General features: G+C 71.3%; 19 protein-coding genes and 1 tRNA gene. 4 read left to right on the forward strand and 16 right to left on the reverse strand.

Going from position 1 to position 23,554, the window contains the following annotated elements; genetic code table 11:
• Positions 1–12: 12 nt before the first annotated feature.
• The 6 genes from ACZ3IJ_RS28590 to ACZ3IJ_RS28615 form a co-directional block, all read right to left on the reverse strand.
• Positions 13–85, reverse strand: a tRNA-Ala gene (locus ACZ3IJ_RS28590).
• 85 nt (positions 86–170) lie between these two features.
• Positions 171–824 carry a histidine phosphatase family protein gene (locus ACZ3IJ_RS28595; RefSeq protein ID WP_467472939.1) on the reverse strand — a complete coding sequence of 218 codons (654 nt, stop codon included), beginning with the start codon at positions 822–824 and terminating at the stop codon, positions 171–173.
• Positions 821–1,261: a ribosome silencing factor gene (gene rsfS / locus ACZ3IJ_RS28600; protein ID WP_467472743.1), complete on the reverse strand. Its 441-nt coding sequence runs from the start codon at positions 1,259–1,261 to the stop codon at positions 821–823. Before rsfS ends, ACZ3IJ_RS28595 begins: the two co-directional genes overlap by 4 nt.
• 80 nt (positions 1,262–1,341) lie before the next feature.
• Entirely contained in the window at positions 1,342–3,066 is a 1,725-nt protein-coding gene (locus tag ACZ3IJ_RS28605) for an LCP family protein (RefSeq protein ID WP_467472746.1), read from the reverse strand.
• A gap of 19 nt (positions 3,067–3,085) precedes the next feature.
• The gene (nadD, locus tag ACZ3IJ_RS28610; protein ID WP_352187874.1) at positions 3,086–3,706 is read right to left on the reverse strand and encodes a nicotinate-nucleotide adenylyltransferase; all 621 of its coding nucleotides are present in this window, start codon (positions 3,704–3,706) and stop codon (positions 3,086–3,088) included.
• 52 nt (positions 3,707–3,758) lie between these two features.
• The gene (locus ACZ3IJ_RS28615) at positions 3,759–3,920 is read right to left on the reverse strand and encodes a hypothetical protein (RefSeq protein WP_015033566.1); all 162 of its coding nucleotides are present in this window, start codon (positions 3,918–3,920) and stop codon (positions 3,759–3,761) included.
• Between the two features lie 226 nt (positions 3,921–4,146).
• Here ACZ3IJ_RS28615 and ACZ3IJ_RS28620 point away from each other — a divergent pair, with 226 nt between their 5' ends.
• Positions 4,147–5,262 carry a M48 family metallopeptidase gene (locus ACZ3IJ_RS28620; RefSeq protein ID WP_467472749.1) on the forward strand — a complete coding sequence of 372 codons (1,116 nt, stop codon included), beginning with the start codon at positions 4,147–4,149 and terminating at the stop codon, positions 5,260–5,262.
• Here ACZ3IJ_RS28620 and ACZ3IJ_RS28625 read toward each other — a convergent pair.
• From ACZ3IJ_RS28625 to ACZ3IJ_RS28660, 8 genes are all read right to left on the reverse strand, one after another.
• A complete protein-coding gene (locus ACZ3IJ_RS28625) occupies positions 5,247–6,329 on the reverse strand; it encodes an SCO2583 family membrane protein (RefSeq protein ID WP_467472751.1) in 1,083 nt (360 codons plus the stop codon). The genes ACZ3IJ_RS28620 and ACZ3IJ_RS28625 overlap by 16 nt on opposite strands.
• Positions 6,330–6,449: 120 nt before the next feature.
• Positions 6,450–7,058, reverse strand: a complete 609-nt coding sequence (locus ACZ3IJ_RS28630; protein ID WP_467472752.1) for an SCO2584 family spore wall biosynthesis protein — start codon at positions 7,056–7,058, stop codon at positions 6,450–6,452.
• Positions 7,059–7,172: 114 nt separating this feature from the next.
• Positions 7,173–8,456: a glutamate-5-semialdehyde dehydrogenase gene (locus ACZ3IJ_RS28635; RefSeq protein ID WP_467472754.1), complete on the reverse strand. Its 1,284-nt coding sequence runs from the start codon at positions 8,454–8,456 to the stop codon at positions 7,173–7,175.
• A gap of 108 nt (positions 8,457–8,564) precedes the next feature.
• On the reverse strand, positions 8,565–9,044 hold the full coding sequence (locus ACZ3IJ_RS28640; protein WP_352187868.1) for a hypothetical protein: 480 nt from the start codon (positions 9,042–9,044) through the stop codon (positions 8,565–8,567).
• 166 nt (positions 9,045–9,210) lie between these two features.
• Positions 9,211–10,338 carry a glutamate 5-kinase gene (gene proB, locus ACZ3IJ_RS28645; protein ID WP_467472757.1) on the reverse strand — a complete coding sequence of 376 codons (1,128 nt, stop codon included), beginning with the start codon at positions 10,336–10,338 and terminating at the stop codon, positions 9,211–9,213.
• A gap of 115 nt (positions 10,339–10,453) precedes the next feature.
• A complete protein-coding gene (locus tag ACZ3IJ_RS28650; RefSeq protein WP_467472759.1) occupies positions 10,454–10,900 on the reverse strand; it encodes a GtrA family protein in 447 nt (148 codons plus the stop codon).
• Positions 10,900–11,916: a glycosyltransferase family 2 protein gene (locus ACZ3IJ_RS28655; RefSeq protein WP_467472762.1), complete on the reverse strand. Its 1,017-nt coding sequence runs from the start codon at positions 11,914–11,916 to the stop codon at positions 10,900–10,902. Before ACZ3IJ_RS28655 ends, ACZ3IJ_RS28650 begins: the two co-directional genes overlap by 1 nt.
• A complete protein-coding gene (locus ACZ3IJ_RS28660) occupies positions 11,913–14,408 on the reverse strand; it encodes a YfhO family protein (RefSeq protein ID WP_467472941.1) in 2,496 nt (831 codons plus the stop codon). Before ACZ3IJ_RS28660 ends, ACZ3IJ_RS28655 begins: the two co-directional genes overlap by 4 nt.
• Before the next feature lie 423 nt (positions 14,409–14,831).
• On the opposite strand from ACZ3IJ_RS28660, the gene ACZ3IJ_RS28665 reads away from it, so the two are divergent.
• Entirely contained in the window at positions 14,832–17,681 is a 2,850-nt protein-coding gene (locus ACZ3IJ_RS28665; protein ID WP_467472764.1) for a bifunctional glycosyltransferase/CDP-glycerol:glycerophosphate glycerophosphotransferase, read from the forward strand.
• Between the two features lie 8 nt (positions 17,682–17,689).
• Entirely contained in the window at positions 17,690–18,859 is a 1,170-nt protein-coding gene (locus ACZ3IJ_RS28670) for a glycosyltransferase (protein ID WP_467472942.1), read from the forward strand.
• Positions 18,860–18,976: 117 nt separating this feature from the next.
• Here ACZ3IJ_RS28670 and galE read toward each other — a convergent pair whose 3' ends face one another.
• Both galE and ACZ3IJ_RS28680 read right to left on the reverse strand, forming a co-directional pair.
• Entirely contained in the window at positions 18,977–19,963 is a 987-nt protein-coding gene (gene galE, locus ACZ3IJ_RS28675; protein WP_467472767.1) for a UDP-glucose 4-epimerase GalE, read from the reverse strand.
• Between the two features lie 19 nt (positions 19,964–19,982).
• Entirely contained in the window at positions 19,983–21,563 is a 1,581-nt protein-coding gene (locus ACZ3IJ_RS28680) for a glycosyltransferase family 2 protein (RefSeq protein WP_467472769.1), read from the reverse strand.
• A gap of 197 nt (positions 21,564–21,760) precedes the next feature.
• Here ACZ3IJ_RS28680 and ACZ3IJ_RS28685 point away from each other — a divergent pair, with 197 nt between their 5' ends.
• The gene (locus ACZ3IJ_RS28685) at positions 21,761–23,500 is read left to right on the forward strand and encodes a stealth family protein (RefSeq protein ID WP_467472771.1); all 1,740 of its coding nucleotides are present in this window, start codon (positions 21,761–21,763) and stop codon (positions 23,498–23,500) included.
• Positions 23,501–23,554: the final 54 nt, after the last annotated feature.

Below are 23,554 nucleotides of genomic sequence, written 5' to 3' on the forward strand. Positions count from 1 at the left end.
ATCCGGTGACTGTGGAGCTAAGGAGAATTGAACTCCTGACCTCCTGCATGCCATGCAGGCGCTCTACCAACTGAGCTATAGCCCCTCGTGTTCTTCGCGCTCCGCGCTGCGAACAAGAAGAACTTTAGCCTGTGACCTGCCGGAAAGTGAAATCCGGGTCTGCGGGCCGCTCAGTCGTCGTCGCCGAGGACCGGCTCGGGCAGCGTGCCGGCGTTGTGCTCCATGAGCCGCCAGCCACGGGCGCCCTCGCCGAGGACGGACCAGCAGCAGTTGGAGAGCCCGCCGAGGCTCTCCCAGTGATGCGCCTCCAGGCCGAGGAGCCGTCCGATGGTGGTGCGGATCGTGCCGCCGTGGCTCACGACGACGAGCGTGCCGTCCTCGGGCAGCTTGTCGGCGTACTCCAGGACCACCGGGGCGGCCCGGTCGGCGACCTCGGTCTCCAGCTCGCCGCCGCCCCGGCGCACGGGCTCGCCGCGCTTCCAGGCGGCGTACTGCTCGCCGTACCGCGCGACGATCTCGTCGTGGGTCAGCCCCTGCCACTCCCCCGCGTACGTCTCGCGCAGGGCGGAGTCGTGCGCGACGGGGTGACCGGTGAGCGCGGCCAGCTCGGCCGCGGTGGCCGCCGCCCGCTTCAGGTCGGACGCGATGATCGCGTCCGGCTTGAGCGAGGCGAGCAGCCGGGCGGACCGGCGCGCCTGGGCGACACCGGTCTCGGTCAGCTGGATGTCCGTGGAGCCCTGGAAGCGGCGCTCCAGGTTCCACGAGGTCTGACCGTGCCGCCACAGGACGATGCGGCGGCCGCTGCCGCCTCTGGCGGTGCTCAGCTCAGCTCACCGTCCGTCTCGTCGGCGGCACCCGTCAGCGCGGCGTGCTCGGCGGCCTTGCCGCGGGTCTTCAGGGCGTCCTCGGGGAGGGGAAGCTCGGGGCAGTCCTTCCAGAGCCGCTCCAGAGCGTAGAAGACCCGCTCCTCGCTGTGCTGGACGTGGACGACGATGTCGACGTAGTCCAGGAGGATCCAGCGGGCGTCGCGGTCGCCCTCACGGCGGACCGGCTTGGCGCCGAGGTCCTTGTTCAGCCGCTCCTCGATCTCGTCGACGATCGACTTGACCTGGCGGTCGTTGGGCGCGGAGGCGAGCAGGAAGGCGTCGGTGATCGACAGCACATCGCTGACGTCGTACGCGATGATGTCGTGCGCGAGCCGGTCGGCCGCCGCCTGGGCGGCGGCGTTGACGAGCTCGATGGAGCGATCCGTGGCGGTCACAAGCAGGCTTTCGTCGGCGGTCAGAGACACATCAAGGGTCTCACGTACCGCCGACCGCCCCGCAAACGATTACGAACGGGTCACTTCTTGCTCCCGGGGATCTTGTAATCCTGGCCCAGGACCACCGTGACCGCCGCGTTTCCGGCGGGCTCGCCCTTCTTGACCGCGGTCTCCGGGAGGCCGAGGGTCTTGGCGACCTCGACCGCGGTCGGCTTCTGGGCGTCTTCGCCGTACAGGACCTGCGAGCTCTTCTGCGTGTCGGCCTCCGTGCCGCCCACGAAGGCGAAGCCTCCGTTGACCAGGACGACCCTGGCGGCCTCGGTGGCGTCCTTGCCGGTCGCGTCGCGGACCGAGACGCGGACCGCGCCGCCCTGCTCGGGCGGGGTGACCTTGCCGCCGAGGATGTCCTTGACCACGCTGTCGGCCGCGCCCTCGCCGAGGGAGCCGTCCTGCTGCACCGGGAGGACCGCGGTCTTGTAGTCGCCGCCCTTGGCGTGCTTGGCCAGCCCGGCGAGCGAGGCGCCGAGGTCCTTCTCGGGCAGCGAGGGGTCGAGGATCATGACCAGCGTGGCGATCGTGTCCGCGTTGGCCTTGGGGTCGTCGGACATCTTCCGCAGCACGGCGTACATGACCTGGCCGAAGCGCTGGAGCTGCTTGGCCTCGGCCTCGCCGGGCGCGCGGTAGGTCGCGTAGGCGACGGCGGCGCGGCCGTTCAGCGTCTGGTTCTCGCCCTTGGTGACGAGCGGGTCCTCGCCCTTCTTGTCGCTGGGCACGGTGACGTCGGTGGTCAGGTCGATGTTGCTGACGATCTCGACCAGGTTCTCCAGGTACGGGGTGTCCAGCCGCCAGGTGCCGGCGATCTCCGTACCGAGGAGGTTGCCGATCGACTCGCGGGTTCCGCTGGAGCCGTCGTCCTCGACGGACTTGGCGAGGGTGGTCGAGGTGCCGTCGTCGGTGGAGACGGAGAGCGCGTTCGGGAGCAGCACGGTGGTGCCCTGCCCGGTCGTCGTGTTGTCGACGAGCAGGGCGGTGGAGGTGCCGCCGCCCTTGAGGTCGTGGAGGTGGACGACGATCGTGTCGCGCTTCTGCGGGCCGGTCGCGGTGTTCTGCTTCTGCTCCTCGCTCGCGAAGCCGGGGAGCTTGCCGGCGGACCAGAGGTAGCCGACCCCTCCGACTGCGGCGAGGGCGAGCACCACGATCAGGGCGACGATCCGGTTGCGGCCCTTGCGCCTGGCCTCCTCGCGGCGCTCGGAGCGGCTCTCGGTGAACTTCAGCCAGTCGATGACGTCTTCGGAGTCCTCGTCGGGCTCCTCGATGAACGAGAACTGCTCGGTGCGGTAGTCGCGCTCGCCGCCGTCCTCGGGCGCGGAGCGCGGGCCCGGCACACCGGCCGGAGCGGCCACGGGGGCGGCCGGAGCGGGAGCGGGAGCCGGCGCCGCTTCGGGCTGTACGGCCCACTGCTGCCCCGTCTCGTACGAGGCGTATCCGTAGCCCTGCTGCTGCCCGTGCTGCCCGTACGGGTCGTACTGGGGCTGCTGGGAGGTCTGAGGCTGCTGGGGCTGGGCGGGCTGCCCGTAGGCGTCGTAGCCGTACCCCTGCTGCTGCCCGTGCTGCGGCGCCTGCGGCTGCTGCGGCTGCTGCGTGTGCGGCCGGCCCTGCGGCTGCTGCTGCGCGTACGGGTCGTAGGCGTCGTACGACTGCTGTGACTGCGGTGGGACCTGCTGGTACACCGGTTGCCCGTACTCGTCGTAGCCGATGATCTGCGGCTGCGGGTAGTACGGGTCGTACGGGTTCTGATCGTTCACCGGTGCCCCTCTCCGAGGCTCACTCGCCGCGGTACAACTGGCGCTTGTCGATGTAGCGCACCACGCCGTCCGGCACCAGATACCAGACAGGGTCGCCCTGCGCGACCCTCGCCCGGCAGTCGGTGGACGAGATGGCGAGCGCGGGAACCTCGACCAGCGAGACGCCGCCCTTGGGCAGGCCGTCGTCCGTGAGGTCGTGGCCCGGCCGGGTGACGCCGATGAAGTGGGCGAGCGAGAAGAGCTCCTCGGCGTCGCGCCACGTGAGGATCTGCGACAGCGCGTCGGCCCCCGTGATGAAGAAGAGGTCCGAGTCGCCGTTGAGGGAGCGCAGGTCCCGCAGGGTGTCGATCGTGTACGTCGGCCCTCCGCGGTCGATCTCGATCCGGCTGACCGAGAACTGCGGGTTGGACGCCGTGGCGATGACCGTCATCAGATAGCGGTCCTCGGCCGGCGAGACGGCCTTGTGGCTCTTCTGCCACGGCTCGCCGGTCGGCACGAACACCACCTCGTCGAGGTGGAACAGGGCGGCCACCTCACTGGCGGCCACCAGGTGCCCGTGATGGATCGGGTCGAACGTTCCGCCCATCACGCCGAGTCGGCGCTTGCCGCGGCCGCCAGTAGACACTTCCTGCTCTCCCATGCGTGCAGAGCCTACTGGCACGGCAGCGGGCGCCTACGGTCCGGTCGCCGGCTCAGCGGTCGCGGTTGAAGCGGGTGGTGATCCACAGCAGCAGAAGCAGCGCGCCGAACGCGCCGAAGCCGGTGAGGTAGGGGCTGAGGCTGTCGTGGTTGCCGCCGTGCTCGGCGCCTTCGGCGAGCGTGACCAGGTTGGCGGCGGTGCTGTGGAGGCTCATCTTCAACAGGACCTATCGATCGGGGACGGGAGCGAAGACTTCGCGGACATCGTATGCGGGCCGTCCGGGCACGCTCACGCCGACTCAGTCGTTGTCCCGGCTGTCGTACCCCGTCGCGGCCCACCGTGCCCGAGTTATCCACAGGCTCCGGTGGCGATGGACCCCAGCGCCTAGGCTGGGACGCGTCAGGGGGACGAGCCAGGTCTCGTACGAACAGGGGGCATCCATGACCGAGAAGTCCGACAACGACCGGGGGAACGTGCCGAGCAGGCAGCGCAGGCGCTTCCCCGGCATCTCCTCACGCGCCTACGAGCACCCCGCGGACCGCTCGGCGCTCGTGGCCCTGCGCAAGCTCACCGGCTTCGACACGGTCTTCAAGGCCCTCAGCGCGCTGCTGCCCGAGCGCAGCCTGCGACTGCTCTTCCTCTCCGACTCCGTGCGGGTGAGCGACGCCCAGTTCGCGCACCTCAACGACATGCTGCGGGACGCGTGTTACATCCTGGACCTGGAGAAGGTCCCGCCGATGTACGTCACGCAGGACCCGAAGCCGAACGCGATGTGCATCGGCCTGGACGAGCCGATCATCGTGGTCACCACGGGCCTCGTGGAGCTGCTCGACGAGGAGGAGATGCGGGCGGTCGTCGGCCACGAGGTGGGCCACGCCCTCTCCGGTCACTCCGTGTACCGCACGATCCTGCTGTTCCTCACCAGCCTGGCGGTCAAGGTCGCCTGGATCCCGCTGGGGAACGTGGCGATCATGGCGATCGTGACGGCGCTGCGGGAGTGGTTCCGCAAGTCCGAGCTGTCCGCGGACCGCGCGGGCCTCCTGGCCGGTCAGGACCTCCAGGCGTCGATGCGCGGTCTGATGAAGATCGCCGGCGGCAACCACCTGCACGAGATGAACGTGGACGCGTTCCTCGCCCAGGCCGACGAGTACGAGAAGGGCGGCGACCTGCGCGACTCCGTCCTGAAGATCCTCAACGTGCTCCCGCGCACGCACCCCTTCACCACGGTCCGGGCGGCCGAGCTGAAGAAGTGGTCCGAGACCCGGGACTACCAGCGGATCATGGACGGGCACTACCCGCGGCGGTCGGAGGACAAGGACACCTCGGTGACCGACTCCTTCCGGGAATCGGCCGGGCACTACGCCGAATCGGTGCGCACCAGCAAGGATCCGCTGATGAAGTTGGTCGGTGACATAGCCGGCGGCGCGGGCGACCTGGCGAACGACCTGGGCGGGAAGCTGCGCAACCGGTTCGGCGGCGGAGCCCCGGGCACGGACGGCGACGCGGGCGGCGCGGGCGACGGCGGTGGCGCCGAGGGCGGTCAGAAGGAGGGCTGAGCGCTCGGGGCGAGAGTCCCGCAGAGCGAGGAGACGGCCGGGCGGCCTGTGGCGTACGGGTCGGTGACGGCCGCCCCGCCGGGATCCGGGGCCCGCTCGCCGGCGAGCAGCGGGTGCAGCGTGCCGGACGGGTCGGTGACGCAGGCCTGCGGACCGGCCTGGACGGTGCTGGCCAGCAGTTCGGCCCGGTGCATCCGCAGGTCTTCACGGTCGAAGCGGAAGTGCGTCTCGCGGTGCACGGTGAAGAGCGACGCCTCGCTCACGGGCCCGGCGCCCGAGGCCGCGGGGCGCAGGGCGTAGGTGAAGGTGTGGTCCGAGGTGACCTCCAGCATGTCGGTCGCCGTCTCCGCGAAGCGGAGGGTGCCCTGGACGCGGATGCCGGGGGACGCCAGGGCGACCTCTGCGGGGTCGAACCGCACCAGCCAGCCGGCGACCGCGTGGCGGCCGTCGTCGAGCGGGGCCTCGACGCTCTGGTCGAACTGCGCCAGCTGGTCGGGGTCCAGGAGCAGCCGGGCGGGCCGGACCGTCGCGCCCTTCAGGACCTCGGGGTCCAGTGAGGAGGCCACGAGGTAGTCCTTGGCGATCGTCAGGGCTGCCACGACCTGGCTCTCCGAGAAGTGCGTCGTGCGTCCCGTCGCCGGGAGGTTGATGCCGGCGGCGCCCGTGCGGTACTCGGCGGCGGGGCTGTGGGCGAACAGCTGCGCGGGCTCGCCGCCCGGCACGGGGCTCTGCGGGGCGAGCGGGACCATGGTGATCCGCAGCGGTTCCGCCCGCTGGTCGACGGGGGGCTGATAGGGGTTGCGGACGCCGAGGTAGATGGCCGTACCGAACGCGAGGAGGATCAGCAGGATCAGCATGAGGGCCTGGCGGGAGCCGCTTCTGGCCTCCCTCCACGTGGGGCGGGAGCGCACGGCCTGGGAGTGCTCGCCCATCCGCTCCTCGGCGGAGAACTCCTGGAGCCGGGCAGCGCGGACGAACGACTCGTCGAAGACGACGGATCGGTACTCGTCCTCACCACCGCCGGGGTCGGGAACCGGCCCCTCAGGCGGGTCGCCACGCCCTGCCATACCTTCAGAGTAGGTCGGACGGGGCTCGGGTAAACGCCCAGGTACACGACAAGTTCCGAAGAATTCCGACGAAACCCCCGACCACCAGGGCACATGCTCCCGAAGCGCGGACCGGAGGGTTCAGGGCGTCCGGGGGACGGCGGGGGCGGGGGCGGGGGGCGCGGAGTACTCGGCGGAGGCCGAGGGCGCGGTGACCGCCGGAGGGTTCACCCGCGGCTTGTCGATGCCGGTGGTGGCGGGTGCGGGGACCTGGTCCTGCCGGTTGGCGGAGGCGCCTCGGTAGACCGCGGTGAAGGCGAGGGCGACCATGCCGACACCCATCACGAGGGCGAGCACCCAGGCGACGGGCCGGTGCCAGCGGGCGCTGCCCCGGTAGGGGCGCAGGGCGCCGCCGTGGGGGCCGTAGGGACCGGAGTCGTCGTCGGGGTCGTCCGGGTCGTACGCGTGGCCGTAGTGGCCCCCGAGGGGGTCCGAGAGGTCGTAGCCGTCCTCGTAGAGATCGTCGTCGCCCGGTCCGCCGCCGGCCCGGGCACGGGCGGCCTCCGCCTCGGCGCGCGCCTGGGCGGCCGCGAGCAGGCGCTCCACGGCGGTCGGCTCATGGACCTCGGCGGCCCGTACGAAGTCCTCGTCGAACACCACGGTGGCGAAGTCGTCCGCGCCCCCGCGGTCGTCAGCGTTCTCAGGGTCCCTGCCGTCCGGGAACGGCTTGCCCCCCACGTCGTCCGGCACGTTTTTCAGAGTAGACCTGGGAGGTGGTTTTGGGCAGGGAGAGTGCGAACTATCCCCGCCCGTCCGGCTCCCCGATCGCCCCGCGGAGGCGGGGCCGATCGGGGGATTCGGAGGTCAGCGCGTGTGGCCGTCGCCGGTGACGATGTACTTCGTCGAGGTCAGCTCGGGCAGGCCCATGGGCCCACGGGCGTGGAGTTTCTGGGTCGAGATGCCGATCTCGGCGCCGAAGCCGAACTGGCTCCCGTCGGTGAATCGGGTGGACGCGTTGACGGCGACCGTCGTGGAGTCGACCAGCTGGGTGAAGCGGCGGGCGGCGGCCTGCGAGGTGGTGACGATCGCCTCGGTGTGGCCGGAGGACCAGAGCCGGATGTGTTCGACGGCCTTGTCGAGGGAGTCGACGACGGCGGCGGCGATGTCGTAGGAGAGGTACTCGGTCTCCCAGTCCTCCGGGGTCGCGGGGACGACGGTGGCCTTGGAGCCCTCGGCCTGGGCGAGGACCCGCTCGTCGGCGTGGACGGTGACCCCGGCGTCGGCCAGGGCGGCCAGGGCGCGGGGCAGGAAGGCGTCCGCGATGTCCCGGTGGACGAGGAGGGTCTCGGCGGCGTTGCAGACGCTGGGGCGCTGCGCCTTGGAGTTGATCAGGATGTCGACGGCCATGTCGAGGTCGGCCTGGGCGTCCACGTAGACGTGGCAGTTTCCGGTGCCGGTCTCGATGACCGGGACGGTGGACTCCTCGACGACGGTACGGATCAGGGAGGCGCCGCCGCGCGGGATGAGGACGTCGACCAGGCCGCGGGCGCGCATCAGCTCCCGTACCGAGTCGCGGGACTCGCCGGGGACGAGCTGGACGGCGTCGGCGGACAGTCCCGCGCCGCCGACGGCGTCGCGCAGGACCTTCACCAGGGCGGTGTTGGAGGAGTAGGCGGAGGACGAGCCGCGCAGGAGGACGGCGTTTCCGGCCTTGAGGCAGAGGGCCGCCGCGTCCACGGTCACGTTGGGACGGGCCTCGTAGATGATGCCGACGACACCGAGGGGGACGCGGACCTGGCGCAGGTCGATGCCGTTGGGGAGGGTCGAGCCGCGGACGACCTCGCCGACCGGGTCGGGCAGGGCGGCGACGTCGCGCACGTCGGCGGCGATGGCTCGGACCCGCTCCGGGGTGAGGGTGAGCCGGTCGATGATCGACTCGCTGGTGCCGGCCTCCCGGGCACGGGCGATGTCCTCGGCGTTCGCCTCGACGATCTCGGCGGTGCGGACCTCGAGGGCGTCCGCGATCGCCAGCAGGGCGTCGTCCTTGGCCGCGCGCGGAAGTGGCGCGATTTCGGCGGCGGCGGCGCGGGCGCGGTAGGCGGCCCGGGCGACCGGGGACAGGTTGTCGAGGGGCGTGAGCGAGGTCATGCCCGCAGGGTACTGGCACCTCTGCGGACATCCCTCACGAATGCCGTCCGTATCCCGCACTGCGAGACGGCCGTCTCGGTGGCCGCGTGGGCCGCGGGGACGCCGGTCTCAGTACGGGTGGACGCCCACCGGGGCGGCCGGCGGGGGGCCGTAGCCCTCGGCGATGCGCTGGTGGTAGGTCTCGCGGTCGATGACCTCGAGGCCGACGATCTCCCAGGGCGGCAGTTTGGCGCTCTGCCGGTGCTCGCCCCACAGCCGCAGCGCGACCGCGGCGGCATCGTGCAGGTCACGGGCCTCTTCCCAGTACCGGATCTCGGCGTGATCATTGGCATAGCGGCTGGTCAGCAGGAAGGGATGGTCGTGGGCCAGCTGTTCGAGGCCGCGCCTGACCTCCTTCAGCGGGGCCTCGGCGCCCGAGACGCTGAGGGTGATGTGCCAGAGCTTCGAGGCGACCACCGGTCGCTCCTCGACGCGTGTCCCAGCTGTGTCGGTGTCCTGTCCCTCGTCGAAGTCGGCTCCGGCCTCGACACTGGTCAGGGCGCGTTCGGCAGTCCCGCGGGGCGGTGCCCCTGGGCGCGCTCGTCTCACCGGCGGCCTCCTGATTGATGCGTGTGGTGCTGTACCCCGCCCTTGTCTTGTCCCCAAGACAAAGTTGACCAGCCCGAGGCGGCGTCCGGGGCGGTTTTGGTAAAGGTCCCTACCGGATGGCCGGTCTTTCGGCCGTTTCTCCACACGGCTCTCACGCAGCTGCCCGTCAGGGGCGGACGACGACCAGATCGTCGCGGTGGACGACCTCCCGCTCGTACTCCGGGCCGAGCTCCCTGGCGAGCTCGGGCGTGGAGCGGCCGAGCATCCGGGGGATCTCCTTGGCGTCGAAGTTGACGAGGCCGCGGGCGACGGCGCGGCCGTCGGTGTCGCGCAGTTCGACCGGGTCGCCGGCCACGAACTCCCCCTCCACGGAGGCGATTCCGGCCGCGAGGAGCGACTTCTTGCCCTCGACGACGGCCCGTACCGCACCCTCGTCCAGGGTCAGGTGGCCCTGCGGGGTGGAGGCGTGGGCGAGCCAGAGCAGCCGGTCGGCGGAGCGGCGGCCGGTGCGGTGGAAGTACGTACCGGTGTCGCGGCCGGAGAGGGCGTCGGCGGCGCGGACGGCGGAGGTGAGGACGACGGGGATGCCGGCGGCGGCGGCGATCCGGGCGGCCTCGACCTTGGTGACCATGCCGCCGGTGCCGACCCCCGCCTTTCCGGCGGAGCCGATCTCGACGTGCGCGATGTCATCGGGGCCCGCCACCTCAGCGATCCGCGCGGAGCCCGGCTTGGCGGGGTCGCCGTCGTAGAGCCCGTCGACGTCCGAGAGCAGGACGAGCAGGTCGGCGCGGACGAGATGGGCGACGAGGGCGGCGAGCCGGTCGTTGTCGCCGAAGCGGATCTCGTCCGTGGCGACGGTGTCGTTCTCGTTGACGACCGGCAGGGCGCCCATGGCGAGGAGCTGGTCGAGGGTCCGGTAGGCGTTGCGGTAGTGCGCGCGCCGACTGGTGTCGTCGGTGGTGAGCAGCACCTGCCCGACGCGTACGCCGTAGCGGGCGAAGGAGGCGGTGTAGCGGGCGACGAGCAGGCCCTGGCCGACGCTGGCGGCGGCCTGCTGGCGGGCGAGGTCCTTGGGCCGGCGGGTGAGGCCGAGCGGGGCGAGACCGGCGGCGATGGCACCGGAGGAGACCAGCACGATCTCCTTCTCGCCGCCGCTGCGGACCGTGGCGAGGACGTCGACGAGGGCGTCCACCCGGTCGGCGTCCAGGCCGCCGGAGGCGGTGGTGAGCGAGGAGGAGCCGACCTTGACGACGATCCTGCGGGCTTCCGTCACGAACTGCCTTGCCTCTGTCACCTGTACCGCCGTCACCTGCGTAGCCCTCATCCGGATGTCTGCCAGGCAATCTACGCGAGCGGGGACGGACGGCGCCCGTCCATTCCGCCGAGTGGAACGGCGGCCCGGCCCGTCGTCACGGGCTGGCGACGGAGTCCGACTCCACGCCCGCGTCACCGGCGGGGCCCGCGGCGTCCGCCTGTGCCTTCCGTCCCCCGGGCACGAGGATCTTCTTCGCCAGCAGGTAGGTGAACGGGATGGCGACCACGGCCGCGACCAGCGGCGCGATCCGGTCGTCCATCCCGGCCCACGTCACCAGGGCGTACAGGCCGACGCTCTGCACCAGGTAGTTGGTGAGGTTGGTGAGCGGGAAGAGCGCGAACTTCTTCCAGGTGGGGCGGGTGCGGTAGGTGAAGTAGGTGTTCAGGAAGAACGAGCCGACCATGCTGAGCACGAAGGCGAGGGAGTACGCGGCGAAGTACGGCATCCAGGGGTGCAACAGCAGGTAGCAGCCGTAGAACGTCCCCGTGTTGATTCCGCCCACCACGCCGAAGCGGACGATCTGTCCGAGCTGACCGCGCATCACATCTCCCGTTCGGTGGCCGCGACGCGGGTGCGGCTGCCGTCGCGGCGGCCCGCGGCGTAGGCACTGCCGGTGACGGGGCGGCGCCTCGTGGAGCGGTCGGTCTCCTTGACGAGGAAGTGCGGCCGGCGCTTGGTCTCGTAGTAGATCCGGCCGATGTACTCGCCGATGAGTCCCAGCATGATCATCTGTACGCCGCCGAGCCCGACGATGATCGCGACCAGGGTGACGTAACCCGGGGCGCTGACGCCCTGGGTCAGGGCGGCCACGACGATCCAGATCGCGTACAGCGCGGCGAGACCGGTGAGCGTGAGGCCGAGCCAGATGGCGATGCGCAGGGGACGGTTGTTGAAGGAGATCAGCCCGTCCATGCCGTAGTTGAGCAGGGAGCTGAACTTCCACTTCGTCTCGCCCGCCTCGCGCGCGGCGTTCTGGTAGTCGAAGGTGACGGTGTCGAAGCCGATCCAGGAGAAGAGCCCCTTGGAGAAGCGGTTGTACTCGGGGAGCGACAGCAGCGCGTCCACGGCCGCGCGGGAGAGCAGGCGGAAGTCGCCGACGCCGTCGGTCAGTTCGACGTCGATCCACTTGTTGACACCGCGGTAGTAGAGCCGGCTCAGGGCGCTGCGGAGCTTCTTGTCGCCCTCGCGGGTGCGCCGGGCGATGATCTGCTCGTGACCCAGCTCGTGGAGTTCGAGCATCCGCCGGATGAGCTCCGGCGGGTGCTGGAGGTCCGCGTCCATGATCACGACGGCGTCTCCGGTGGCCTCGCGGAGCCCGGCGAGCATGGCGGCCTCCTTGCCGAAGTTCCGGCTGAAGGAGACGTAGCGGGTCTCCTTCTCGAACTCGGCCGCGATGGCGCGCAGCCGGAGGAAGGTGCCGTCCCCGCTGCCGTCGTCGACGTAGCAGATCTCGTACGTGACGGGCAGGGCGCCCAGCACCTCACGGATGCGGGCGTCGAACTGGTCGATCACCGCTTCCTCGTTGTAGCAGGGGACAACGACGGACAACTTGATCATGGACGTTGGCTCCTGAACGACGAGCGCGATCTGCGGGACGGGTGGTCGGTACGAGACGAACCGGCGGTGCGGGTACGGAGCAGGTGGGCGGCGGTCACGGCGAGCAGCAGCGCCGCGGCCGCACCGCTCGCCGCGAGCCCGAGTCGCAGCCCGGGGGTGCGGTAGGAACAGGCGAGCCGCGAGGCGCCGTCGCCGAGTTCCACGGCGATCAGGCCACCGAGCGTGCGCGGCACACGCGCCGGGCCGCCGTCGACGGCGCACAGCCAGCCGGGCACGGCGGGCACGGAGAGGACCGCGGTCCCTGTCGTACCGGGCGCGAAGGCGGCGCCGATGCCGTGGCCGGAGGAGTCCACGCGGCCGGGGCCGGTGGCGCGCAACTGCCGCACGGTCCGGTCGAGCGCGGCGCGGTCGAGGCAGCCGACGGGGCTCTCCGGGATGTACTGGCGCTGCGCCGAACGGACCCTGACCGCGACCCGGCCGTCGGCGGGGACGGTCCCGAGCCGGTGCAGCGGGTTGCTGGTCATGGGGTACTTGCCGGCGGGCCGGAGGGTCGTGCCGAGGGCGTCGACCCGGCCGCGCAGCCAGGGGGCGTACCAGTACGCCTCCGAGCCGGGGGCACAGCGGGCGGTGAAGGTCGTCCCGGCCGCTTCCGCTCCGTCCGCGCCGAGCGGCCAGCCGTGACCCGGGACCGGCCGGGGGCCACCGCCGCCGCGGGCGAGCGTGGGCACCTCGTAGAGGCGCGCGCCCAGCACCCGTTCCTGGCGGGAGAAGAGCGAGACGTCGCGGACGGTCCCGTCGAGGGGCGTGCCGGCGGGTCGCAGGGTGACGACGGGCGGGGCGAGGGCCGAGCGCCGGACGAAGCCGTCGGGTCCGGCGTCCGGTTCGAGGTAGGTGCTCACGCCCAAGACGGCGCGGCCGACCGGGTCGTCGAAGCTCCGCGTATGGCGCCCCTGGATGTACCAGCCGGCGCCGAGCCGGTGCAGGGCGTCGGCGGTGACCGCCGGGAGGTAGCTGCTGTAGTAGCCGCCGCCCTGCCCGGCGAGCAGCATCGGGTCGTTGGAGGCGAACGAGTGCGGGCCGGGGTCGGTACGGCTCGCGGGCCACGCGTCCGCCGCCTTCAACTGCCCGTACGCGGCGAGCGCCTGGCTGTCGAAGGTGCGCTTGGGCTTCCACCACTCGACGGCGTCGCGGATCCGGGTCGTGGACAGGACCGTGTACGAGGAGGAGAGGAAGACGGCCCCGGCCAGGGCCACCGTGAGGCCGCGGCGCACACGGCGGTCGCCTCGGAAGCGGTCCAGCGCGAGGAGCAGACCGAGGAGGACGAGGCCGCCCGCGGCGAGGATCCAGGGCCCCGTCGTCATGTACGCGGTGGTGCCCACGCTCAGGACCAGAACGAGCACCAGGGCGCCGCCGCGGAGCAGTTCGGGAAGGCGGGGTCGCCGGGCGAGCGCCAGCCAGGCCACGCAGACCAGCACGGCCGTGAGGGCGATCGAGGCGCGGTAGGGGCTGCCGTTGGGCATGGCCAGTCCGTGCCAGAGCAGGATCGTGGGCTTCCAGACCAGGGAGCCGGCCATCAGCGCGACCAGGGCGAGCCAGGCGACCCGCTCCCGGCCCGGCGCGCGGCGGACGAAGGGGTAGGTGGCGACGAGGAGCAGGGCGAGCATGCCGACGGAGATGTGCGGCACCCTCCCGACGAGACCGCCCGGGATCAGGTGCGCCAGGTAGTCGAGGGGCGCGGGCGGGCCCTGGTAGACGGCCTCGGGGGCGGGCTGGGAGAGCTTGCTGGCCTTGAGGCCGACGGTCAGCACGGGCGCGGCGAGCAGGATCCCGGCGCCGGTCATGGAGGCGGCCCGCGCGACCACGCGCAGCCGCTCCGCCGCGGGCCGCCCGTCCAGCAGCACCCGTACCAGCAGGACCAGGGCCATGCCGATGGTGGCCATCGCGGCGGTGTAGAAGTTGCCGGCCCAGCAGACGGTCACGAGGAGCGCGCCGGTCACCCAGCGGCGGCGGCGCAAGCACCAGTCGTAGGCGATGCCGAGGAGCGGGAGGGCGACGAGCCCCCACATCCACATGGGGTCGGAGAATCCGTCCGAGACCATCCAGGCGCTCAGTCCGAATCCGACCGAGAGCAGGGCGCGCAGCCAGGGACTTCCCTCGTGGAGCCGGCCGAGAAAGACGGTCATGAGCGCGGCGGCGAGACCGACGCTGAACAGCGTCACCAGAAAGACGGGGAACTCGACACTGTGCCGCGGGAAGATCCCGACCAGCCACGAGAACGGGTTCATCAGATAGGTGAAGAAGTCGGCGAGAAAGGGCGTGCCGTATCCGCTGGCCCAATTGAAGAAGAGGTCGCCGGGGGCTTCGCCGTGCATCAGGTCCCGGAGGTGCGCGTGGAACGGCACGAACTGATTGCCGAGGTCGTTCACCGCGCGGGATCTGCCGCCGAAGGGATAGGTGCCGTGCACGGCCATGGCGAGGCAGTACGCCGCCATGGCGGTCACGGCGGCGAACCAGGGCGCGGTCCGCCGCGCCCTGAGGTCTCCGGAGAGCGCCGGTCCGGTCCGTGTCAGCCCTGGAGAGGAATCGTCTCCTCGCCGGCCGGCGCCCTGCTCAAGCGACGGATTCAGCACGGCGGACATCCCTGAATTCCGAACTCCTGGTCGACATTCGAACGGCCCGTCACTTTCCCTCGTCCATTTATGCACAAACAGGTTATGACCCGATGCGCACACTTCTCTTGGAAGAGGACGGAGCCGATAGGGTTGCCCCTTAAAAATCGACGAATCCGATCGCGGAGCGCCCCGTCATCCAGGCGCGGACCCCCACCCGGACGCCTCCCACCCCATCGGACCGTCGGAAAGTGAACGCGAGGTGCCGTCGAGGCGGCCTGCGCACGAAAATGGATCGAGGTGCCAGTGCCTGACGTCTCAGTGATCGTCATCGCCTACAACGACGCGGAACGTCTCCCGACGGCCGTGCGATCGGTGTTGGACCAGACACTGCGGAGCGTCGAGGTCGTGATCGTCGACGACTGCAGCGGGGACCGCACCTTCGAGGTCGCCCAGGAGCTGGCAGCCGCCCAGCCGGAGCGGGTCCGGGCCTACCGGCTGCCGGAGAACAGCGGCGCGGGCGGAGAGCCGCGCAACGTCGGCATCGGACACGCGCGAGGCCGGTACGTGATGTTCCTGGACAGCGACGACGTCCTGGAGCGCAACGCCTGCCGCAACATGGTCGCGGCCGCCGAGGAGACCGGCGCCGACATCGTCTCGGGCCTGTGCGTACGCCTCACCAAGGACACCGCGCACGAGAAGCGCAACGAGTGGTACCCATGGCTCTACTCGGCCACCCGCACCCTGGAGTCCGTCACCGAACTGCCCGACCTGTTCGTCTGGGACACGCTCTCCACGAACAAGTGCTACCGCCGCGGCTTCCTCCTCGACAACGGACTCCGCTTCCCCAAGGGGATGTTCTACGAGGACCTCATGTTCGTCGCCGACGCCTACCTCGCGGCGAAGAAGATCACCCTCATCCCCAACCAGGTCTACTTCTGGCACGTCTACGAGCAGGCCGAGGTCAAGTCGGTCACCAACAGCCGCCACGAGATGGTGAACTACCGCCACCGGCTGGAGATCCACCGCCGGATCGACGCGCTCCTCGACCGGCACGGCCTGGAGGAGCTCCGGGCCGCCAAGGACGTCAAGTTCCTCAAGCACGACCTCGTCCTCCATCTGCGTGATCTTCCGTTCCGGGACGAGGCCTACCGCCGCGAGTTCGCCGAGCTGACCCGGCCGTACCTCCAGGGCCTCGACCGCGAGGCGTACGCCAGGGCCGCAAAGATCCAGGCGATCTGCGCGTACCTCCTGGAGCAGGGCGACTGGGAGAACCTGCTGCCCGCCGTGGACACGCTGATCCACCGCGACAAGGTCTCCTCACCGCTCGCCCGGCGCGACGGCCGGGTCTACTGGTGCGCCGAGCACCTCGACGACCCGTTCGGCCGCGAGGTGCTCGACGTGACCGAGCTCGGCTACCACCAGAAGCCGATCGGAAAGCTGTTCCTGCGCAACGAACTCACCTCCTACACGGAGTCCGGCGGCACCGCACGCCTCGCCGGCCGGATCACCAACCCGCTGGGGATCGTGGCGCCCGGGGACACCCTCACCGCCCAGCTGGAGTTCCGTGCCCGCCGCCGCAGCCTGCGGACGTACCTCTTCCCCGTCACCTCGCTCCGCCACGACGGCGAGACGGTCCACTGGGAGACCGAGGCCGACATCGGCTCGACGCTCCGCCCCCTCGGCGTCATCGACCCGGTGTGGGACGTCCGCGTCGTCCTCCGGGCCAACGGCGTGCCCACCCGGACCCGGCTCACCGTCGACCGGCACGACCTGGGCGGCGGTGCGCTCCCGGTCACACCACGGCTGACCCGCCTGGTGGGCGACCGCATGGAGCCCCACCCCACCGCCAAGGGCCATCTCGCCTTCCGGCTCGTCTCGTCCAAGGGCGACAGCGACCGGATCGAGGAGTTCGTCCAGCGCGGCCTGCGGGGGAAGCCGGGGCAGCTCGCCAAGTCCGGCCTGCGCCGGGCCAAGGCGCTGCGCAAGACCCTCACCTCCGGCGAGACGAAGCTGCGCCTGTACCACGAGGTGTACAGCCGACTGCCCGTGAGGAAGCGGACGGTCGTCTTCGAGAGCCAGCTGGGCAAGCAGTACAGCGACAGCCCCCGCGCGATCTACGAGGAGATGCGCCGCCAGGGCCTGGACTTCCACGCGGTCTGGTCGTACGCCGGAACGCCCCAGGACTTCCCCGAGGGCGTCCAGCTCGTACGCCGCTGGTCGCTGCCGTACCTCAAGGCGCTGGCCCGTGCCGAGTTCTGGATCGACAACCAGAGCTATCCGCTGAAGCTGGCCAAACGGCCCGAGACGACGTACATCCAGACCTGGCACGGCTCGGCGCTCAAGAAGATGGGGTTCGACCAGCCGCTGCTCAAGGCGCAGACCCGGCAGCAGCAGGAGGCCCAGCAGACCCACCTCGACCGCTTCGACCACTTCCTGGTCCGGTCGGAGCACGACGTACGCACGCTCGCCAAGGCCTTCCGGCTGGAGGACCGCACGCTGCTGCGCTCCGGGTACCCGCGCAACGACGTGCTGGTCCGGGCCCGGCGGCGCGAGGAGGAGGCGGGTCGCCGGGTGCGCGGCCCGCTCGCCGAGAAGCTCGGCATCCCCGCGGACAGGACGGTGCTGCTGTACGCGCCGACCTTCCGCACCACGGGCAAGGCCGGCCGCTTCGCGCTCCCGTTCGACGTGGAGCGCTTCGCCGAGGAGTTCGGCGACCGCTACGTGCTGCTGGTGCGGGCCCACTACTTCAACCACGTGGTGCTGCCGCCCGACGTGGAGGGCAAGGTCGTCGACGTCTCCTCCGTGCACGACGTGATGCCGCTGATGGAGCTCGCCGACGCGCTGATCACGGACTACTCCTCCGTGATGTTCGACTACGCGCTGCTCGACCGGCCGATGCTCTTCTTCACGTACGACTACGAGGCGTACGTCCACGAGGATCGCGGGACGTACTTCGACCTGCTGGAGCACGCGCCGGGACCGGTCCTGCGCACGGAGGACGAGCTGTACGCCTCGCTGCGGAACCTCGAGTCCGAGGGCCGGGAGTACTGCGACGCGCGCAAGCGCTTCGTGGCCGAGTTCGGCGAGTACGACCAGGGCGACGCCGCGCGGCGAATCGTCAGCAAGTTCTTCTCCGGGTGGAGCCGTCGATGACCGACACGATGCAGACAGCGACCGGGACGACCACCAGGGACATCGTCCTCGTCTCCAACAGTGTCGACGAGGTCGGCGGCATCACCAGCTGGTCGCACCAGATGGCCCGGCTCTTCAGCGAGCGCGGCCACGCGGTCCATGTGGTCGGCATCGTCCCCGCGCCCGAGGAGCGGCGGGCGGACCTCGGGGACGATCTGCCCTACCGGACGACGACGCTGTACGACGCCCATCCGCCGGTCCTGAAGCCTCGTCGTGGCGTGAGGGGCAGGCTCGACCTGGTCGAGCGGCGGCGCAGGGCCTCGCGCGCGTCGGGCATGCGCAGGGAGGCGGCCAAGCTCACGGAGATCCTGCGTGCGGTGCGCCCGGGCTCCTTCGTCGTCGTGACGCAGGTCTGGGCGATGGAGTGGGTGGCCCTCGCGGACACCACGGGGCTGCGGGTGATCGGCATGAGCCACGAGTCCTTCCAGACGTGCCGTGCCTCGTCGCGCTTCCAGCGGGTCAAGCGGTACTACCAGGACGTCGACCGGATGCTGACGCTGACGCGCGAGGACGCGGACCTGTGGATCCGCCAGCGCTTCGACCACGTCGGCGCCATGCCGAACCCACTGCCGTTCTTCCCCGACGAGCCCTCCCCGCGCACCGCCAAGGCGGTCGTCGGCATCGCCCGGCTGCACGAGGAGAAGGGCGTCGACCTGCTCCTGGACGCCTGGTCCGAGGTCGCGCCCCGGCATCCGGACTGGGTCCTGCGGATCTACGGCTCCGGCGACGAGGAGGCCGCGCTGAAGGCGCAGTCGGAACGGCTCGGGCTGGCCGGCTCCGTCGCGTGGATGGGACGTACGGACGACGTGCCGGGCGCCCTGCGCGGCGCCTCGCTCTTCGCGCTCTCCTCGCGGGGCGAAGGCCTGCCCCTCACCCTGATGGAGGCGATGGCGACGGGCGTGCCCTGTGTCGCCTTCGACGTGGCCCCGGGGGTCCGCGAGATCATCGAGCACGGTGAGAACGGACTGGTGGTACCGCCCGGCAACACGGGTGAGCTCGCGCGCAGGCTGGACGAGCTGATCTCCGACAAGGAGCTGCGCGACCGGATGGGCGAGCGGGCCCGCGTCGACATCCAGCGGTATTCGACGGACGAGATCGTGGCGCGCTGGGAGTACCTCTTCGCGCTGCTGGACCGCTAGGAGACGCGGGGCCGGAGACGCGAGGAGCACTCGACGACGAAGAGGGGCCCTCGACGACGGAAGGGAGGACCGCCGGTGACCGGCGGTCCTCCCTTCGTATCGGGTGTCGGCGCCGGATCAGGCGGAGGCGCCCCGGCGGGCGACCCAGCCCGCCCAGGCGGAGTCGATCATGTCGCGGACGTCGTGGCGGGCCTTCCAGCCGAGCTCCGCCGCGATGCGGTCGGCGGAGGCGACGACGCGGGCCGGGTCGCCGGGGCGGCGCGGGGTGACGAGCGGGGCGCCGGAGTGGCCGGTGATCTCGTTGATCAGGTCGATCATCTCGGTGACGGAGACGCCTTCGCCGCGGCCGATGTTGACCGTCAGATCGCGCGGCTCGCCGGCGGCGGCCCACTCGGCGAGCTTCCGCGCGGCCACGAGGTGCGCGTCGGCCAGGTCCTCGACGTGGATGTAGTCGCGGACACAGGTGCCGTCCGGAGTCGCGTAGTCGTCGCCGAAGATCCGCGGGGCCTCACCGGCGTCGAGCCGCTCGAAGACCATCGGGACCAGGTTGAACACACCGGTGTCGGCCAGCTCGGGGGTCGCGGCGCCCGCCACGTTGAAGTAGCGCAGGCAGGCGGTCGAGATGCCGTGGGCCTTGCCGGCCGCGCGGACCAGCCACTCGCCGGCGAGCTTGGTCTCGCCGTACGGGCTCAGCGGCAGGCAGGGCGTCTCCTCGGTGACGAGGTCGACGTCGGGCATGCCGTAGACGGCGGCCGAGGAGGAGAAGAGGAAGTTGCGCACGCCGCCGGCGGCCACGGCCTCGAGGAGGACGGTGAGGCCCAGCACGTTCTCGCGGTAGTAGTGGAGCGGCTGCTCGACGGACTCGCCGACCTGCTTCTTCGCGGCGAGGTGGACCACGCCCGTGACACCGTGCTCGGCGATGGTCCGGTCGAGCACGTCACGGTCCAGGGTCGAACCGACCACCAGGGGTACGCCCTCCGGAACCCGGGCCGCGTAGCCCGTGGACAGGTCGTCGAGGACGACGACCCGCTCCCCCGCCTGCGTCATGGCGCGGACCACGTGCGAGCCGATGTATCCGGCACCACCGGTGATCAGATAGGTCATAACGCCCAAATCCCTTTCGCTAAGTACCGCGGGAGAGCCTGCGGAGCCTTGCCGCGACAGCCCGGAGCCCGTCACGGACACCGGGTGCGATCCGCACCGCGAGCGAGCCGTTCGCCGTGGTGTAGTGCTGCACCAGCAGTACACCGTACCGGCTGCTCGGCAGGACCCGGCGTCGCTGGCGCTCCTCCGGCAGCCGCAGCGCGGTGGTGAACGACGAGCCGTCCGCGCAGCTCACCACGATCCGCAGGTCCCAGAGCTGGGTACCCCCGCCCTCCCGGCTCCGGCCCACCCGCGCGAGGGCGGTGAGTCCGGCCGGGACGCGGCCGGTCCAGCCACCCGCGACCTCCCGCAGCTCGGCCCGCTCGGTACGGACGGCCACGTCCGAGCCGCGCGGCAGGAACGAGACCTGGGCGGTACGGGGCACGGCCGTGGCCAGCCTGCCGTACAGGTCGCGGACCGTGAACCGCAGCTCACCGCGGGCGCGACCGCGCAGATCGGCGTCGACGACGAGCGGGAGGGCGGCCGGGGGCAGGGTGTCGACACCGTCCAGCTCCGCGCAGGGAAGGTCGTCGGACCAGACGGCGGCGCCTCCGGCGCGGGCGTACGGCGGGAGGAGCCGGGCCGGGTCGGCGGCGAGCCGGGACAGCCGGATCAGGTCCCTGGGCTCGTCGGCGGCCAGGATGAAGCGGGCCATCCAGCGGGCGGGAGCCGTCGCCGCGGCGAGGTCGCTCTCGTCGAACGCCTTGAGGTACTCACGGGTCGCCGCCCACCACTCGCCCACGTACGCGGCGTCGCGCATCCGCAGCTCGCGGGCGTACAGCCGCAGGTCGTGCTCGAGGAACTTGGCGCGGCAGGCGGCGGCGAACTCGGCACGGCCGGCCGCCTCGAAGGTCTCGACGGCCGTGCGGTGGGCGGCGATCCTGTCCTGCCAGTTGGTGACGCCGTCCCGGTCGAGGGAGATGGACAGATGGGCGGCGGCGCGGCGCACGTGCCAGACGTAGACCGTGTCGGGGACCACGGCGACGCGGGGCGCGGCCGCCAGGACGCGGGCGGTGAAGAGGAAGTCCTCGTAGACGCAGTGGCCTTCGGGGAAGCTGATGCCGTGCTCGGCGAGGAAGGCCCGGTCGTACACCTTGTTGACGCAGAGCGTGTCGTGGACCAGCGGGGTGAGGTCCGCCACCGTCTCCAGGAGGGCCGACTCGTGGTAGAGCGCGGGCTGCCAGCGCACGTCCCGGCCCTCGGGCAGCTCACGGCGTACGCAGGCGCCGACGGCGACGGGGGCGCGATGGCGCTCGGCGGCCGCGACCAGCGCCTCGGCCGCCCCCTCGGGGAGGATGTCGTCGCTGTCGAGGAATATCACCACGGGAGCGGTGACCGCGCGGACTCCGTCGTTGCGCGGGGTGCCGCAGCCCCCGCTGTTCACCGTGCGGTGGACGACGCGCAGCCGGGGGTGGAGCGCGGCCAGCTCGTCCAGGACCCGCGCCGTTCCGTCGCTGGATCCGTCGTCGACGGCCACGACCTCGGCGACCACGGGTCCCTGGTCGAGGACGGACCGGATCGCCTCACCGACGAGGGCCTCGTCATTGTGTGCGATTACCACGACACCGAGCTTGCCCGCTACCTGAGGATGGGTGACGCTACTCACACCGGGGATCCTACGGGACGCGCGCCCAACGGATCGCGCGCCGGGCTGCGTTCGCCCGGGGCATCGTCCGGGCCCCGCCGGGAGGGAGGTCGCCACCCGTCATACTGGATACGTTCACATGTCCGTATGACCAGGTTCAGGAGTCGACCGCAGTGCGCAATCCCGAGGCACCCCGGCTGCTTGGGGTCTACCGCCGAGCCATACCGGAACGCGTGCGGAAGGCCATCGTCGCGCAGGTCGACGCCGACGTCCGCCGACGTCTGAAGATCCGGATCGCGAACGGCACCGCCGCCGCCGAGCGGCTGCGCAGCGGCCGGGTCGCCAAGCGGTACGAGGCGCTCACCGCCGCCGAGGACCGCGCCGTGATCACGGTCGGCCGCGAGTCGAAGGTCGCGCTCGTCTCCCCCGGGATCACCCCGCTGGAGGCCCGCCGCGCGAACCTGGACGCCGTCCTGGCCGCCTTGTCCGGGGCGGGGGTCGAGCACTTCTGCGTACGGAGCCAGTCGGACACCGCCGCCGCCGTGGCCGTCCGGGCGGAGGACCGCGCCGCGGTCGTCACCGCGCTCACCGACGCCTGTCACCGGCTGCCGGGCTACGTCGCCCCGATCGGCGGGAGCAGCGCCGTCTCGGGAACCTCCCAGCCCGGCTTCGAGGCGGCCACCTGGCAGCGGCTGCGCGACGCCGACGTGCTGCGACTCACCTGGTACCACACCGATCCCACGCAGCTCCTGAAGCTCGGCGACCGGTACGGCTGCGACGTGGAGTTCTGGCACGAGGAGGACGGCGAGCTGGTGGCGCCGAGGCCCGGCAAGATCGCCTCCGCCCTGCCGCTGCGCGGCGAGACCGTCACCGTCCCCGAGTCGTACTTCACCAGTCTCGCGCCCCGCGAGTCGGCCGACGCGGCCCGGGTCCCGGCCCGCGCGGAGACGGCCGTCGTCCACACCGACGAGGTCACCTTCCCGATCGACGTCGTCTACACCTGGGTGGACGGCTCCGACCCGGCCTGGCTGCGCCGCCGCGCCGAGTTCTCGGGCGAGGCGTACCACGCGGAGGCGGCCAACGCTGCGCGCTACCTGAGCCGCGACGAGCTGCGCTACTCGCTGCGCTCGCTGCACATGTACGCGCCGTGGGTCCGCACGATCTACCTGGTGACGGACGACCAGCAGCCCGAATGGCTGGACAGCGAGGTCCCCGGCCTGAAGGTGGTCAGCCACAAGGACGTCTTCCGCTCCCCCGACCTGCTGCCGACGTTCAACTCGCACGCGATCGAGTCCCAGCTTCACCACATCGAGGGACTCTCCGAGCACTTCCTCTACTTCAACGACGACGTGATGCTGGGCAACGAGGTCACCCCGCAGGACTTCTTCCACTCCAACGGGCTGACCAAGTTCTTCCCGTCCCCGGCCCTGGTGCCGCTCGGTGAGCGGACCGTCGACGACCCGCCGGTCGCCGCGGCCGGAAAGAACAACCGGCGCCTGATCGAGGAGCGTTACGGCGCGGTCCTGGTGCAGAAGATGAAGCACATGCCGCACGCGCTGCGCCGCAGCGTGCTGACGGAGATCGAGACCGAGTTCGAGGCCGAGTACCGCCGTACCGAGGCGAGCAGGTTCCGCAGCATCGACGACATCTCCATCTCGTCGTCGCTGCACCACTACTACGCCTTCCACACGCAGCGCGCGGTGCCGTCCCAGCTGCCGTACGCGTACCTGGACCTGACGCACCCGTGGACGGAGACCCGGCTCGGCCGGCTGCTCGCCAGCCGTGACAAGGCCGTCTTCTGCGTCAACGACACGGTGTCGACGGAGCAGGACGTGACCGACCAGAAGGACCTGATCACGCCCTTCCTGGAGGCGTACTTCCCGGTGCCGAGCCCGTACGAGAAGAAGCCGTAGCGCGCCCAGGAACGACAGTGGGGCCTTTCCCCGTCCGGCCGGACGGGGAAAGGC

The sequence above is a fragment of the Streptomyces sp. NPDC013317 genome (assembly GCF_055563155.1).